At 72.6% G+C, this 14,321-nt stretch carries 13 protein-coding genes and 1 pseudogene; 7 read left to right on the top strand and 7 right to left on the bottom strand.

The genetic code is table 11. The annotated features are described in order from the left end of the window. Positions 1–12 precede the first annotated feature (12 nt). The 3 genes from ABZ624_RS25525 to ABZ624_RS25515 all read left to right on the top strand — a co-directional run bounded on the left by ABZ624_RS25525 (position 13) and on the right by ABZ624_RS25515 (position 3,435). Positions 13–810, top strand: coding sequence for an SURF1 family protein (locus tag ABZ624_RS25525; RefSeq protein ID WP_360093299.1), 798 nt, complete (start codon positions 13–15; stop codon positions 808–810). A gap of 79 nt (positions 811–889) precedes the next feature. After that, complete coding sequence (locus ABZ624_RS25520; RefSeq protein ID WP_360093296.1) at positions 890–2,674, top strand: glycoside hydrolase family 15 protein; 1,785 nt, start codon at positions 890–892, stop codon at positions 2,672–2,674. Positions 2,675–2,679: 5 nt separating this feature from the next. Continuing rightward, on the top strand, positions 2,680–3,435 hold the full coding sequence (locus ABZ624_RS25515; RefSeq protein WP_360093294.1) for an SDR family oxidoreductase: 756 nt from the start codon (positions 2,680–2,682) through the stop codon (positions 3,433–3,435). 354 nt (positions 3,436–3,789) lie between these two features. Here the strand turns inward: ABZ624_RS25515 and ABZ624_RS25510 are convergent. Next, positions 3,790–4,068: pseudogene (locus ABZ624_RS25510) on the bottom strand (Asp23/Gls24 family envelope stress response protein); the annotation flags it as partial. A 54-nt stretch (positions 4,069–4,122) separates the two neighbouring features. Here ABZ624_RS25510 and ABZ624_RS25505 point away from each other — a divergent pair. After that, positions 4,123–4,254: a hypothetical protein gene (locus tag ABZ624_RS25505; protein ID WP_360093291.1), complete on the top strand. Its 132-nt coding sequence runs from the start codon at positions 4,123–4,125 to the stop codon at positions 4,252–4,254. A gap of 1 nt (position 4,255) precedes the next feature. Here ABZ624_RS25505 and ABZ624_RS25500 read toward each other — a convergent pair whose 3' ends face one another. The 3 genes from ABZ624_RS25500 to ABZ624_RS25490 all read right to left on the bottom strand — a co-directional run bounded on the left by ABZ624_RS25500 (position 4,256) and on the right by ABZ624_RS25490 (position 7,332). Beyond that, on the bottom strand, positions 4,256–5,059 hold the full coding sequence (locus ABZ624_RS25500; protein WP_360093288.1) for an enoyl-CoA hydratase/isomerase family protein: 804 nt from the start codon (positions 5,057–5,059) through the stop codon (positions 4,256–4,258). Positions 5,060–5,188: 129 nt separating this feature from the next. Beyond that, positions 5,189–5,410, bottom strand: coding sequence for a helix-turn-helix domain-containing protein (locus ABZ624_RS25495; protein WP_004002281.1), 222 nt, complete (start codon positions 5,408–5,410; stop codon positions 5,189–5,191). Positions 5,411–5,733: 323 nt separating this feature from the next. After that, a complete protein-coding gene (locus tag ABZ624_RS25490) occupies positions 5,734–7,332 on the bottom strand; it encodes an ABC-F family ATP-binding cassette domain-containing protein (RefSeq protein ID WP_360093285.1) in 1,599 nt (532 codons plus the stop codon). A gap of 592 nt (positions 7,333–7,924) precedes the next feature. Here ABZ624_RS25490 and ABZ624_RS25485 point away from each other — a divergent pair. Continuing rightward, positions 7,925–8,338, top strand: a complete 414-nt coding sequence (locus ABZ624_RS25485) for a VOC family protein (protein ID WP_360093282.1) — start codon at positions 7,925–7,927, stop codon at positions 8,336–8,338. Between the two features lie 13 nt (positions 8,339–8,351). Here ABZ624_RS25485 and ABZ624_RS25480 read toward each other — a convergent pair whose 3' ends face one another. The 3 genes from ABZ624_RS25480 to ABZ624_RS25470 all read right to left on the bottom strand — a co-directional run bounded on the left by ABZ624_RS25480 (position 8,352) and on the right by ABZ624_RS25470 (position 11,981). Continuing rightward, complete coding sequence (locus ABZ624_RS25480) at positions 8,352–9,704, bottom strand: hypothetical protein (RefSeq protein ID WP_360093279.1); 1,353 nt, start codon at positions 9,702–9,704, stop codon at positions 8,352–8,354. A 329-nt stretch (positions 9,705–10,033) separates the two neighbouring features. Beyond that, positions 10,034–11,161 (bottom strand): alpha/beta fold hydrolase, encoded by a 1,128-nt coding sequence (locus ABZ624_RS25475; RefSeq protein WP_360093436.1) that lies wholly within the window; start codon positions 11,159–11,161, stop codon positions 10,034–10,036. A gap of 157 nt (positions 11,162–11,318) precedes the next feature. Then, a complete protein-coding gene (locus ABZ624_RS25470) occupies positions 11,319–11,981 on the bottom strand; it encodes a class II aldolase/adducin family protein (RefSeq protein WP_360093276.1) in 663 nt (220 codons plus the stop codon). Positions 11,982–12,170: 189 nt separating this feature from the next. On the opposite strand from ABZ624_RS25470, the gene ABZ624_RS25465 reads away from it, so the two are divergent. Continuing rightward, on the top strand, positions 12,171–12,923 hold the full coding sequence (locus ABZ624_RS25465) for a lysozyme (protein WP_360093273.1): 753 nt from the start codon (positions 12,171–12,173) through the stop codon (positions 12,921–12,923). Positions 12,924–13,066: 143 nt separating this feature from the next. Continuing rightward, entirely contained in the window at positions 13,067–14,317 is a 1,251-nt protein-coding gene (locus ABZ624_RS25460) for an inorganic phosphate transporter (protein ID WP_360093270.1), read from the top strand. Positions 14,318–14,321 lie beyond the last annotated feature (4 nt).

The raw sequence follows: 14,321 nt of genomic DNA, 5'->3' as shown, positions 1-14,321 counted from the left end.
TACCGTCGTGGGGTGCACCGCTACCGCTTCCTGTTGTCCCGCCAGTGGGTCATCCTCACGCTCGTCGCGATCGCGCTGATCCCGACGATGATCAGGCTGGGCTTCTGGCAGCAGCACCGGTACCAGGAGCGCACCGCGCGGAACAACCTGGTGTCCTCGGCGCTGCATGCCAGGCCGGTCCCGGTCGAGCGGCTGACCTCCCCCGGGCACACCGTGACCCGCACCGAGAGGTACCGCACGGTCACCGCGACCGGCACCTTCGACACCTCCAGGGAGGTCGTGGTCCGGCGCCGGACCAGCTCCGACGGCGAGGTCGGCTTCCATGTGCTCACCCCGTTCGTCCTGACCGACGGCAAGGTGCTGCTCGTCAACCGCGGCTGGATCCCCGCCACCGGAGTCCAGACCGCCTTCCCGAAGATCCCCGCCCCGCCGTCCGGCCGTACCACCGTCACCGGACGGCTGATGGCCGACGAGACGACCGCGGCCAGCGGCATCAAGAACGTCAAGGGCCTCCCCGACCGGCAGATCATGCTGATCAACAGCGCGGAGGAGGCGCACCGGCTCGGCGCGCAGGTGCTCGGCGGCTATGTCGAGCAGACGGCGCCCACCGCCAAGGGCGGCTCCCCGGAGCAGATCTCCGACCCCGGCAGCGAGGACGCCCCACTGAACTACGCGTACATGCTCCAGTGGTGGCTGTTCGCCGCGGCCGTCCCATTCGGCTGGTGGTCCTTGGTCCGGCGGGAGATCCGCGACCAGGAGGAGGCCTCGGCGGAGGCGAAGCCGGAGGAGACGGAACCGGCCGCGGTGTGACTCCGGCTTCCGCAGGACGGCTTCACTCCCCCGGCGCACCCCCTGATTGGCTCCCTGGCCCGCCGGGAAGCCGCATCCCGTGGACGCGCGCATCGAGGACTACGCCCTCATCGGGGACGAGCAGACCGCCGCGCTGGTCGGCAGGAACGGCTCGATCGACTGGCTGTGCCTGCCCCGCTTCGACTCCGGCGCCTGCTTCGCGAAACTGCTGGGCGACGAGAACCACGGCTGCTGGCGGATCGCCCCCGTGGGAGCGGACACCTGCACGCGCCGCGCCTACCGCTCCGACACCCTCGTCCTCGACACCGAGTGGGAGACCGCCGACGGCACGGTCCGCGTCACCGACCTGATGCCCCAGCGCGACCGCGCCCCGGACGTCGTACGCATCGTCGAGGGGGTCAGCGGCCGGGTCACCGTCCGCAGCACCCTCCGCCTGCGCTTCGACTACGGCTCGATCACACCGTGGGTGCGCCGCTCGGACGGACACCGGGTGGCCGTCGCCGGGCCGGACTCCGCCTGGCTGCGCTCCGAGCCGGCCGTACGCACCTGGGGCGAGGACTACGGCACCCATTCCGAGTGCGCGGTCGGTGAGGGCGACCGGGTCGCGTTCGTGCTCACCTGGCACCCCTCGCACGAGCGCCGGCCGCCGCTAGTCGACCCCTACGAGGCGCTGAAGAGCAGCGTCACCGACTGGCGGCGCTGGGCCCGGCAGTGCCGTTACGACGGCCCCTACCGGGATCTGGTCGTCCGGTCCCTGATCACTCTGAAGGCCCTCACCTACGCCCCGACCGGCGGGATCGTCGCCGCGGCCACCACCTCACTGCCCGAGCAGCCCGGCGGCGTGCGCAACTGGGACTACCGGTACTGCTGGCTGCGCGACTCCACCCTCACCCTCGGCGCGCTGCTCACCGCCGGCTACCACCAGGAGGCCGAGGCCTGGCGCAACTGGCTGCTGCGCGCGGTCGCGGGCGACCCGGCCGACCTGCAGATCATGTACGGCGTCGCGGGCGAGCGGCGGCTGCCGGAGACGGAACTGCCCTGGCTGCCCGGCCTGGCCGGCTCCTCTCCCGTACGCATCGGCAACGGCGCCGTCGACCAGCTCCAGCTCGACGTGTACGGCGAGGTGATGGACTCGCTGTCGCTGGCCCGCGCGTCGGGCCTGCCGACCCGCCCGCACATGTGGGCCATACAGCGCTCGCTGATGCAGTTCCTGGAGTCGGCGTGGCGGCAGCCGGACGAGGGCCTGTGGGAGGTGCGTGGCGGCCGGCGCCAGTTCGTGCACTCCAAGGTGATGGTGTGGGTGGCCGCCGACCGGGCCGTGAAGACGCTGGAGCGGCACAAGGAGCTGGACGGCGACCTGGACGGCTGGCGCAGACTCCGCGACGAGGTCCACCGTGAGGTGTGCGAGAGGGGCTTCGACCCCGAGCGCACCACCTTCACGCAGTACTACGGCTCCCGCGAACTCGACGCGGCGCTGCTGCTCATCCCGCGGGTCGGCTTCCTGCCGGCCGACGACCCGCGGGTGGTCGGCACGGTCGACGCGATCCGCGACGACCTCGGGCACGGCGGCTTCCTGCGCCGTTACGACACCGAGGACTCGACGGTCGACGGGCTGCCGAGCGGCGAGGGCGCCTTCCTGGCCTGCTCGTTCTGGCTGGCCGACGCACTGCACATGACCGGCCGGACGAAGGAGGCACGGGAGCTGTTCGACCGGCTGGTGGGCCTGGTCAACGACGTGGGGCTGCTGGCCGAGGAGTACGACCCCGTCCACGGCTGCCAGCTGGGCAACTTCCCGCAGGCCTTCAGCCACATCGGGCTGGTGAACACCGCGCTCACGCTGTTCGGCGACGACCGGGCAGGATAGGGACCATGGATCTTGGACTGAAGGACCGGGTGTACGTCGTCACCGGGGCGACCCGCGGGCTGGGCAATGCCGTCGCGCGGGAACTCGTCGCCGACGGGGCGAAGGTCGTGATCAGCGGCCGGGACGAGAAGCGGGTGGCCGACGCCGCCGCCGAACTGGGCCCGAACGCGGTCGGCGTGGCCGTGGGCAACGCCGACCCGCAGGCTCCGGAGCGGCTGATCGAGGCCGCCCGTGAGCACTTCGGCGCGTTCCACGGCGTGCTGGTGAGCGTGGGCGGGCCGGCACCGGGCTTCGTCGCGGACAACACCGACGAGCAGTGGCGGGACGCGTTCGAGTCGGTGTTCCTCGGTGCGGTGCGGCTGGCTCGCGCGGCGTCAGCGGAACTGGAGCCGGGCGGGGTCATCGGGTTCGTGCTGTCGGCGTCGGTGCACGAGCCCATTCCGGGGCTGACCATCTCCAACGGGCTGCGGCCGGGGCTCGCCGGGTTCGCCAAGTCGCTTGCCGACGAGCTGGGGCCGCGGGGGATCCGGGTGCTGGGGCTGCTGCCGTCGCGTATCGACACGGATCGCGTGCGGGAGCTTGACGCACTGTCTGCCGACCCTGAGGCCACGCGGGCCGCGAACGAGTCCCGGATCCCGTTGCGGCGGTACGGGGCGCCGGAGGAGTTCGGGCGGGTGGCGGCGTTTGTGCTGTCCCCGGCCGCGTCCTACTTGAGTGGGATCATGTTGCCGGTGGACGGGGGCATGCGGCACGGGTTCTGAGGAGCCCGGTGGTCAAGTGACCCGCTCCGCACGGTGCTTGGCCGCCCTCAGTCGTACCTCGGCCGGAAGCGACGCCAGGCCCGCTGAACGGCGTGCGCGGGTCAGCGCCCGGGTCGCGAACCCGGTCAGGACCGCCGCCGGATCCGCCCCCGGCTCCAGCTGGAGCCAGATCCTCGCCGTGGGTCTCGTGCGGCGGCCCCGTAGCCGGATCCCGGCGTGGGCCACGCCCTCCTGTCGGACGGCCTCCTGGGCCAGGGCCGATTCCAGGGCCGTGCCCCGCGGGAGGGCGGAGTCGCCGTCGCCGGCGCCGATCAGGATCTCGGTCAGCCGGCGGCGGCGCAGGACCGCCGTGACCAGCGCGGTCTGCACCTCGCCGACCTCGGCCTTGACGCCCCGCGTCGCCGGCTTGGAGCCGCCCGGCACCCGGTCGCGCACCGCGCCGAACGTGCGGGCCAGGCCGCTGCCCATGGTGTGGACGCCGAGCACGTCCCGGGCCGCGAGACCCGTGATCTTCTCCACGACGCCGTCGGCGATGGTCGTCCGTCCGCGCGCCGCCGGATCGCCGCCACCGCGCCGGGTGGCCTTACGGGTCGTCACCTGCGGTTCGTGGTCGTCCTCGGGGGTCGTCGTCATGCCGGTCTGAAGCAGCGCACGACCGGTACGGCGCTATCGCACCGGCACGCCCGCGTGGAGCTGACGACCAGCGGGGACCACCGGGCCGTGGACGCCGTGGACGTGGCCCGGCGGGTCCGCGAGGTCGTACGGGACGTGCTGGAGGACCGCCCGGCGGTAGCGGTGCTGGTGACGGCGGTCGACTAGGTCATTCGCCTACGCCGGCCAGGTCCCGCAGCCGTCGAGCCTGAGCAGCCCGCTCCGCCGCGCGCTGCTCGTCGTACGTGCGGTCCACGGCGCCACGGAGCAGCGCCTTGGTCTCCACGACGGCGTCCCGCGGCGCAGCCAGCAGAGCGGCGGCCAAGTCCCGCACGGTCTCTTCCAGTTGCCCACCGGGCACGGCGACATTGGCCAGCCCCGACGCCACCGCCTCCTCCGCACCGACGAACCGCCCGGTCGCGCAGATCTCCAGCGCGCGGGCATACCCGACGAGACCGACCAGCGGATGCGTGCCGGTCAGGTCGGGTACGAGGCCGAGGCTGGTCTCGCGCATGGCGAACTGCACGTCGTCGGCGACGACCCGCAGATCGCAGGCGAGCGCGAGCTGGAAGCCGGCCCCGATGGCGTGCCCCTGGACGGCGGCGATGGACACGATGTCGTTCCGCCGCCACCAGGTGAAGGCCTGCTGGAACTCGGCGATGCTCGCGTCGAGCCCGGCGTCGTCACGACGCGCGAGTTCGATGAAGGACGGCTCGCCCGGGATCCCCTCCGGGGTGAACATCTGCCGGTCAAGACCGGCGGAGAAGGACCTGCCCTCGCCCCGCAGCACGACGACACGGACGGAGCCCGGCAGCAGCCGCCCGGCCTCGGTGAGCGCCCGCCACAGGGCGGGGCTCTGCGCGTTGCGCTTGGCCGGGTTGGTCAGCGTCACCGTGGCGAGCGCGTCGTCGACGGTGAGCCGTACGCCGTCCTTGTCGAGTACAGGAGCGAGGTCCTGGTCGGGCGAAGCCATGGGGCGCCTCCGATGGGTGCGGTCATCACGCAGTGCCGTTACGGCATGCTAAGTGACTGCACAGTAACCACCCGGCCGACCAGAATGCCGACCGGGTGGCCACCATCGAAGCCGGTGGACCGCCCGGAGTCAGGACGAAGCGGCCTTCTTGCCCCGGGTCGCTCCGCCACGCCCACGGAGCGTGACGCCCGACTCACTGAGCATCCGGTGTACGAAGCCATACGAGCGGCCGGTCTCCTCGGCCAGCGCCCGGATGCTCGCACCGGAGTCGTACTTCTTCTTCAGGTCTGCCGCGAGCTTGTCGCGCGCGGCGCCGGTCACCCGGCTGCCCTTCTTCAGAGTCTCGGCCACCCGTGCCTCCTCATGGGAAGTGCGCTCTGGTCTCCTCATGATCACCCCTCTTGGGCGTGATGGCCACCCATTCGGCAAGGTCCGTGAGACATCGTTGTGACGACAGGAGCCGATCCCCACAAGCGGAACACGCGATTCCAAGGGGTGGTGTCCATGGAGCCGAACGGGTGGATTCGCGAAGTACCAGGTCAGCGACGCGAAGCGGCCGATCCCTTGGTGCGCGGGGGATCGGCCGCGAAATCCGTGTACGACACACCCCGATATGAGGAGATCTCACACAGATGATGGATCACGGATCGGCCGAATGATCCATACGCAGTGGATCACGCCAGGGCGACGAGGTCCGCGTAGTCGGAGCCCCACAGATCCTCGACGCCGTCCGGCAGCAGGATGATCCGCTCGGGCTGGAGCGCCTCGACGGCGCCCTCGTCGTGGGTGACGAGGACGACGGCGCCCTTGTAGGTGCGCAGGGCGCCGAGGATCTCCTCGCGGCTCGCCGGGTCGAGGTTGTTGGTGGGCTCGTCGAGGAGGAGCACGTTCGCCGAGGAGACGACCAGGGTCGCCAGGGCGAGACGGGTCTTCTCGCCACCCGAGAGGACGCCGGCCGGCTTGTCGACGTCGTCGCCGGAGAACAGGAACGACCCCAGCACCTTGCGGACCTCGACCAGGTCCATGTCGGGGGCGGCCGAGCGCATGTTCTCCAGGACCGTGCGGTCGGCGTCGAGGGTCTCGTGCTCCTGGGCGTAGTAGCCGAGCTTGAGGCCGTGGCCGGGGACGACCTGGCCGGTGTCCGGCTTCTCGACTCCGGCGAGGAGGCGCAGGAGCGTGGTCTTGCCGGCGCCGTTGAGGCCGAGGATGACGACCCGCGAGCCCTTGTCGATGGCGAGGTCGACGTCGGTGAAGATCTCCAGCGAGCCGTACGACTTCGACAGGCCTTCGGCCGTCAGCGGGGTCTTGCCGCAGGGCGCGGGCTCCGGGAAGCGCAGCTTGGCGACCTTGTCCGACATCCGGACCGCCTCCAGGCCGGAGAGCAGCTTGTCGGCGCGGCGGGCCATGTTCTGCGCGGCGACCGTCTTGGTGGCCTTGGCGCGCATCTTGTCGGCCTGCGAGTGCAGGGCGGCGGCCTTCTTCTCGGCGTTGGCCCGCTCGCGCTTGCGGCGCTTCTCGTCGGCCTCGCGCTGCTGCTGGTAGAGCTTCCAGCCCATGTTGTAGATGTCGATCTGAGAGCGGTTGGCGTCCAGGTAGAACACCTTGTTGACGACCGTCTCGACCAGGTCGACGTCGTGGGAGATCACGATGAAGCCGCCGCGGTACGTCTTCAGGTAGTCCCGCAGCCAGATGATCGAGTCGGCGTCGAGGTGGTTGGTCGGCTCGTCGAGGAGCAGGGTGTCCGCGTCGGAGAACAGGATGCGGGCCAGCTCGATACGGCGGCGCTGACCGCCGGAGAGGGTGTGCAGCGGCTGGCCGAGGACCCGGTCGGGCAGGTTCAGCGCGGCGGCGATGGTGGCGGCCTCGGCCTCGGCGGAGTACCCGCCCTTGGTGAGGAACTCCGTCTCCTGGCGCTCGTACTGCTTGAGAGCCTTCTCGCGGGTGGTGCCCTTGCCGTTGGCGATGCGCTCCTCGTTCTCGCGCATCTTGCGGATGAGCGCGTCCAGCCCGCGCGCGGACAGCACCCGGTCCCGGGCGAGGACGTCCAGGTCGCCGGTACGGGGGTCCTGCGGGAGGTAGCCGACCTCGCCGGAGCGGGTGATCTGGCCGGCGGCCGGGATGCCCTCACCCGCGAGGCACTTGGTGAGGGTGGTCTTGCCGGCGCCGTTGCGGCCGACGAGGCCGATGCGGTCGCCCTTGGCGACACGGAAGGTGGCGTTCTCGATGAGGACGCGCGCACCGGCGCGCAGCTCGATACCGGAGGCGGAGATCAAGGACAGACTCCAGGGCGTACAGGGATTGGCGGGTGGGCGGCTGAGGACGTTCCCGCCGTCTAATGCGCGAGGAGAATGGCCATGCGATAAGTCTAACGGGACCGTGCAAGCGGTTTTTCTACGTCCGCGCGTTCGGACCGGGCCGCGGAAGATCGTTGCCGAGGGGCGCGCGGTCCCGGGTGATCCGCCCGAGGTCGTCCAGGGCCATGAGCTGCCCGGTCCGGGCGCCGCGCGCACCGGGCTGGGCGATCAGCAGGGCCGCACCGCGCCGTACCGCGCCCTCGGGCCGGAACGTGCCGGCAGCGCAGGACGCCGGTGCCGCCCCGGGCCGGGGGTCACTCGGCGGCGTCGGGCAGCGCGCGGTGCCGGCGCACTGAGCGGCCGTCGGTGCCGGTGAGCAGCCTGTCCGCGCACAGCGCGATCACCTCCTCGCCCGCGGTAGCACGGCGACCGGACGGTGCCCCACGCGCGCGTACCGCCGGCGCGGCCGCGGATCAGGCGCAGCGCGTGGTCGCGGGCAGCAGGCGTTGTCAGTGGCGGCTGCGAGACTGGACGAGGTGCCACGGAACCGACGCACGAAGGAGTGATCGGCATGGCAGGTACGGGCGGCGGACGGCCGAGCCTCTACCCCACGGTGCTGTACGCGGACGCCCAGGCGGCGATACGGCAGCTGACGGAGGCCCTCGGCTTCACCGAACTGTCGGTGTACGAGACGCAGGACGGCAAGGTGATGCACGCCGAGCTGGTCCAGGGCAACGGCGCGGTGATGATCGGCTCCAAGGGCCGGGGCGGCCTGTTCGACACGGCGATGAAGGACGCGGGCCCCGCCGGGGTGTACGTCGTCGTGGACGACGTGGACGCCCACCACCAGCGGGCCCTGGAGCACGGAGTGGAGATCCTGATGCCCCCGACCGACCAGGACTACGGCTCGCGTGACTACATGGCCCGCGACACCGAGGGCAACATCTGGAGCTTCGGGACGTACGCCCCGGAGCTCGGCGTCTGACCTCCGGGCCGGCTCACCCTCCGGTGTGCACCTGGAAAGCGGCCCGGCGCACGGCCTTGGCGAGGGCCGGGTCGGGGTGTGCGGCGGCGAGCGCGACCAGGACCTGCACGGTGCGGGGGTGACCGACGGCGCGGACCTCGTCGAGCAGCCGGGGGACCGTCGGCTGCACCGCGGACTCCAGATGCCGGACCAGCATCGGCGCCTCACCGTGGTCGGCGACGGCCGCGGCGGTGTCCACCCACAGCCAGGTCGCCTCCTCACGGGTCAGCACCTCATGGGCGTCCTCCGGGTCGGCCCCGTCGTGCTCGGCGAGCCACAGCAGGGCGTACGGCCGGACGGCGGGCTCGTCCACGACGGCGCGCACGTCGGGCTCGGCGGGGGCGCCGACGACGCGCAGCGCCTCGAAGGCCAGGCCGCGCAGCAGGGCGTCCTCGCCGCGTGCGGCCTGGATGAGCTCGGTGACGGCGCTGCCGACGGGGCGGGCGGCGAGCCAGGCGCGGTATTCGGCGCGGGCGGCGTTGGGGCGCAGCTGGGCGCAGCCGCGGAGCATGTCCTCGGCGGACTGCTCGATGTTGCCGGCCGGGCTCTGCGCGGCCACGCAGATCTGCTCCAGCTTGACCCAGACCGCCCAGTTGCCCAGCGGGGTGAGGGTGGCCTGGCCGTCGCCGTAGGTCAGCGCGCCCACAGCGGCGAGGGCCCGCAGCGCCCAGTCGAGGAGCGGGGCGAGCGGGGTGTCGACGGCGGGTGCGGGAGCGGCCGGACTCGCGGCCGCCACCGGCTCCCCGGGCCCGGTCGGCTGTTTCGGTGCCGGCCCGGCCGGCTGTCGCGGCACGGTCGGGCGCGCCGGGCCGGAGCCGGTGGGGTGGTCGGTGCCGGGCTCGTAGGGGACCTCGCAGCGCTCGGTGCGCAGTTCGGTGACCCGTTGCTGGAGCAGGTCGAGCAGCTGCTCGACCGGGACGGGACCGGCGGACAGCTGGAGGAAGGAGAGCACCTGCGGCATGGCCGAGACGACCTCGGCGACGGCGGCCGGCTCGTGCTCCTCGGGTTCCGGGGAGGCGAGCGACCAGGCGTCGAAGAGGGCGACCCAGCCGCGCAGTACGGCGCTGTCGTCGCGGTCCCACGCGCGCAGCCGCCAGCCGGGTCGCGCGCTGTCGCCGTGCACCTCGACGAGTCCGGCGAGGCGGGCGGTGTCCCAGTCGGCGCAGACCTGAGCGGCACTCAGGCCCAGGTCGGCGGCGGCGCGCTCGGCGGTGACGGCGGAGAGGGTGGCCTTGCCGTCGGCGGTGGCGCCGTCGCTGCCGGGGCCGAGCGCGGCGTCGGCCCAGCGGGCCACGCGGACCGGGCCGGCCAGCCCGGTGCGTGCCATTCTCGCCAGTTCGGCCGGGGCGGGCGTGCCCTCCGGCGGCCGGGGTGCGGGGCGGCGCGGGCGCCGCTGGTTCACAGCTCTGGGGGCGGCGGCCAGGGGTCGCGGTCGGACGAGTCGGAGCCTGGAGTCGCGCGGGATACGGGACGTCACGGGTGCAGTCTTCCGGTTGACGGTCCGAAAACCCAAACGGAATGTCACGGGGGGCGACGGGGCTGGCCAAGGCACGGGGTTCGGTGCGGGGCGAGGAGGGGTGATCAAGCCAGTCGTACGGCCTTAAACGGAATGCCCCGCACCGGACGGGCCGGTGATCCGAACCGTGGCCGGGGGCCTCACATCAAAGGGGTCAGGAAGCGGCGCAGCCGCTCCTCGTACTCCTTCGGGTCGGCGTTCCACATCGCCGCGTGCGGGGCCCTGGCCACGGTGTGCAGGGCGACCAGATCGGCGCGGCGGTGGGCGAGCCGGCGGGAGAACTCCCAGGGCGCCACCCGGTCGTCGGGGCCGTGGAAGATCAGGGCCGGGACGGTGAGCCGGTCGGGGTCGGTGATCTCGGCGACCCGGTCCGCGTGCAGGCCGGCCCGGCCCTGTGCGGCCCGCACGGCGAGCGGCAGCAGCGGCTGCGGGGTGTGGCGGGCCCGGGCGAGGGCGCGCAGGGTGGCCTCCCAGCTGAGCACCGGCGAGTCGAGGACCAGTCCGGCGATGCGTTCGCGCACCGCGGAGTGCTCGGCGGCGCGCAGGGCCATGGTGGCGCCGGTGGACCAGCCGAGCAGGACGACCCGGCGGGCGCCGTGGCGGACGGCGTAGCGGATGGCCGCGTCCAGGTCCCGCCACTCGGTCTCGCCGAGGTGGTTCAGGCCGTCCGGCGGGCGCGGGGCGCCCAGGTCGCCCCGGTAGGCGAGGGCGAGGACCGGGAGCCGGCGGCCGTGCAGGAAGCCCATGAGGTTCATGGCCTGTTCCCGGGTGGCGCCCAGCCCGTGCACGGCGATCACCCAGGTGTCCCGCTGGCCGGGTACGAACCAGGCGGGCAGCCCGCCGAGTTCGCCGGGCACGTCGACGTCGGCGTGGTCGAGGCCGAGGGCGGCGGACGGATTGCCGATGTACAGGTTCGGGGTGAGCCACACCGCGTCACCGGGGGCGAACGTGCCGTGCGTGACGCGTTCCAGGCGGCGTACGACGGTGTCGGCCGCGTGCCGGGCCGCCTCCAGGACGGGGCCGACGACCGCGTGGGAGCCGTCGCCGGAGAGGCCGTAGGTGCCCGGGCGCAGCGCGGCCAGGTCGCGGGTGAGCGTGATCTGGCCGGCGGCCGTGCCGTGCACGGTGAGGCGGGGCTCGGTGGGCAGCGGACGGCCCGCGGGCGCCTTCAGCGCGGCGTCGCTGGCGAGCCGGCCGACGGCCACGGAGGCCATGCCGGCGGCCAGTGCCGCGGTGAGCGCGGCGGCGGTCGCTTTGACGGGGCGCACGCGTCCAGTGTCGTGGGGGTTGCCGTCACCGGCCAGCGGAAGGACGGGGCCGGGCGAGGGGCGTCGGGCGGGTGGGTCCGACGCCTCCCCCACTGCCTTGAGGGCGTGGGCGAGACGATCGGCGAAGCGCGGGAGCAGGGGACTGCGCGGCAAGGGGTCACCTCCGTTGGCCATACCCCTTCAAGCGTTCCCCGGCCTCGCTCAGTTGTGCCTCGGTCAGCAGGGACGGGGTCAGACCCGGCACGGAGGACGCCGTCAGCCACAGGCGGCACATCCATTCCAGCTGGGCGGTGCGGTCGTAGGCCTGGTCGAGGCCGGCGCCGTAGGTGATCGTGCCGTGATTCTGCAGCAGGCAGCCGGAGCGGCCCGCCAGGGCGCGGAGCATGTTCTCGGCCAGTTCATCGGTGCCGTAGGTGGCGTACGGGGCGACGCGGACGGGGCCGCCGAGGGCGGCGGCCATGTAGTGGACCAGCGGCAGCTCGGGCACGAGCGTGGAGACCGCCGTCGCGTGCACGGCGTGGGTGTGGACGATCGCGCGGGCGTCGGTGGTGCGGTAGACGGCGAGGTGCAGGGGCAGCTCGCTGGTCGGCACCAGGGTGCCGAGCACCTGGCGTCCGGTGAGGTCGACGCCGGTGATGTCGTCCGGGGTGAGCCGGTCGTAGGGCACGCCCGACGGGGTGACGAGCACGAGGTCGCCGACGCGTGCCGAGACGTTCCCCGAGGTGCCGACCACCAGTCCGTCGGTTACGGTCCGCCGCGCCGTCGCGACCAGTTCCGCCCAGATACGTTCGCGTTCCGCGTCCCGCCGCTGTTCAGCCATGCCGCGATCCTGCCAGCCGGGCCCGCGGACGGGAGGTGGCAGTGGCTCCCGGCCGCAAGCGCGCGCCCCCGAATGGGTGGAAATCGGGGGGAATCGCCGCGCATGAGGCGCTGATTCGATGATCGCCGGGCCTTCAATGGTCTGCCTTGCCCGCCGGACTATCCCTCGTCCGCCGACCCGGGGAGACACATGGCCCGTGAACGCACTCGCCTCCGTCGCCGCGCCGGGGTCCTCGTGGCGGCCACGGCGGCACTCGCCCTCGTGGGCACCGCGCCCGCGGCGGCCGGACCCGGCGCTCCGGCCGCGGCCAAGCCTCGCGGACACGACGTCTCGTCGCACCAGAAGCGCGTCGACTGGCCGGCCGCCCGGTCCAAGGGCGCGCGGTTCGTCTACGTCAAGGCGACCGAGTCCACGAACTACCGCAATCCCTACTTCTCCCAGCAGTACAACGGCGCACGCAAGGCCGGCCTGGTCCGGGGCGCCTACCACTTCGCCCGGCCGGACAAGTCCTCCGGCGCCAAGCAGGCCGCGTACTTCGTGCGGCACGGCGGCGGCTGGCGGGCGGACGGCTGGACGCTGCCGCCCGCGCTCGACATCGAGTACAACCCGTACAACAAGAAGCACAAGTGCTACGGGATGGGCAAGAAGCGGATGGTCCGCTGGATCCGGTCCTTCAGCAACGAGGTCAAGCGGAAGACCGGGCGCCGCCCGGTGATCTACACGACGACCCAGTGGTGGAAGCTGTGCACCGGCAACAGCCGCGCGTTCACCGGCAACCCTCTGTGGATCGCCCGTCACGGCACCTCGCGGCCGGGGAAGCTGCCGGGCGGATGGCAGTACTGGACGATCTGGCAGTACGGCACCAAGGGCCGGCTGCCGGGTGACCAGAATCTCTTCAACGGGTCCACGAGCCGGCTGCGCACCCTCGCGCGGGGCCGGTAGCCATGGGACACCTGGGCCGCGGGGGCCGAACGGAACACCACTCCCTCTCTACGGACACCGCTGCGCCCGCCTCAGTTCATCTTCCGTTCACCCAGGTTGCCTACGTTCGTCCAGCCAATGACCTCGAACGATTGCCTGGGTAAATGGAAAGCTTCTCGCTGATCCTCGCGATTGTGGTGGTAACCGCACTCGCGTTCGATTTCACGAACGGTTTCCACGACACCGCGAACGCGATGGCCACCACCATCTCCACAGGCGCCCTGAAGCCGAAGATCGCGGTAACCATGTCCGCCGCCCTCAATCTGGTCGGCGCCTTCCTCTCCGTGGAGGTCGCGAACACGATCTCCAAGGGTCTCGTCGACGAGACCGGCATCCGTCCCGAGGTCATCTTCGCCGCCCTGGTCGGCGCGATCCTCTGGAATCTGCTGACCTGGCTGGTGGGCCTGCCGTCCAGTTCCTCGCACGCCCTGATGGGCGGTCTGATCGGCGCCACCGTCGCCTCCGCCGGCTCCGGTGCCGTGCACGGCGGCGTGCTGGTCACCAAGGTGCTGCTGCCGGCGGTCGCCGCACCGGTCGTGGCGGGCATCGCCTCGATGCTGGCCACCCGCTTCTCCTACGGCATCGGCGGCAAGGCCGAGGGCGAGGCCACCCGCAAGGGCTACCGCGCCGGCCAGATCGCCTCCGCGGGCCTGGTCTCCCTCGCCCACGGCACCAACGACGCCCAGAAGACGATGGGCATCATCACCCTCGCGCTGATCGCGGGCGGCGTCATCGCCCCGGGCTCCAACCCTCCCACCTGGGTCATCCTCTCCGCCGGCCTGGCCATCGCGCTCGGCACCTACATCGGCGGCTGGCGCATCATCCGCACCATGGGCACGGGCCTGACCGAACTGGAGCCGCGCCAGGGCTTCGCCGCCCAGACCAGTGCCGCGACCGCCATCCTGGCCTCGGCCCACCTGGGCTTCTCCCTGTCCACCACGCACGTCGTCTCCGGTTCGGTGATGGGCGCGGGCCTCGGCCGCAAGGGCGGGGTGGTCCGCTGGTCCACCGCGACCCGGATGGCCATCGCCTGGGTGCTCACCCTCCCGGCCGCCGCGCTGGTCGGCGCGGGCGCCGAGTCCGTCACGGACCTCGGTGACTGGGGCACCGCCGCGGTCGCCGTCTTCCTGGTCGCCTCGAGCGCCGCGATCTGGAAGATCTCGCGCCGTGAGGTCGTCGACCACTCCAACGTCGTCGTCGGCACCGAGGAGCCGGCCGGCGTGGTGACCACCGCCATCGCCGCGGTGACACCGCCCCCCGCGGGCACGATCACCGAGAACCTGACGGCCACGATCGCCTCCCCGGCGGCCGCCGAGCCCGTGACCCCGGCCGCCCCGCCGGCCGCCACCGTCTGATCCG

This window comes from Streptomyces sp. NPDC007205 (genome assembly GCF_040634095.1).
Lineage (GTDB): Bacteria > Actinomycetota > Actinomycetes > Streptomycetales > Streptomycetaceae > Streptomyces.
The sequence above is the reverse complement of the archived record's forward strand: the minus strand, read 5'-3'. Positions and strand labels throughout refer to the sequence as shown.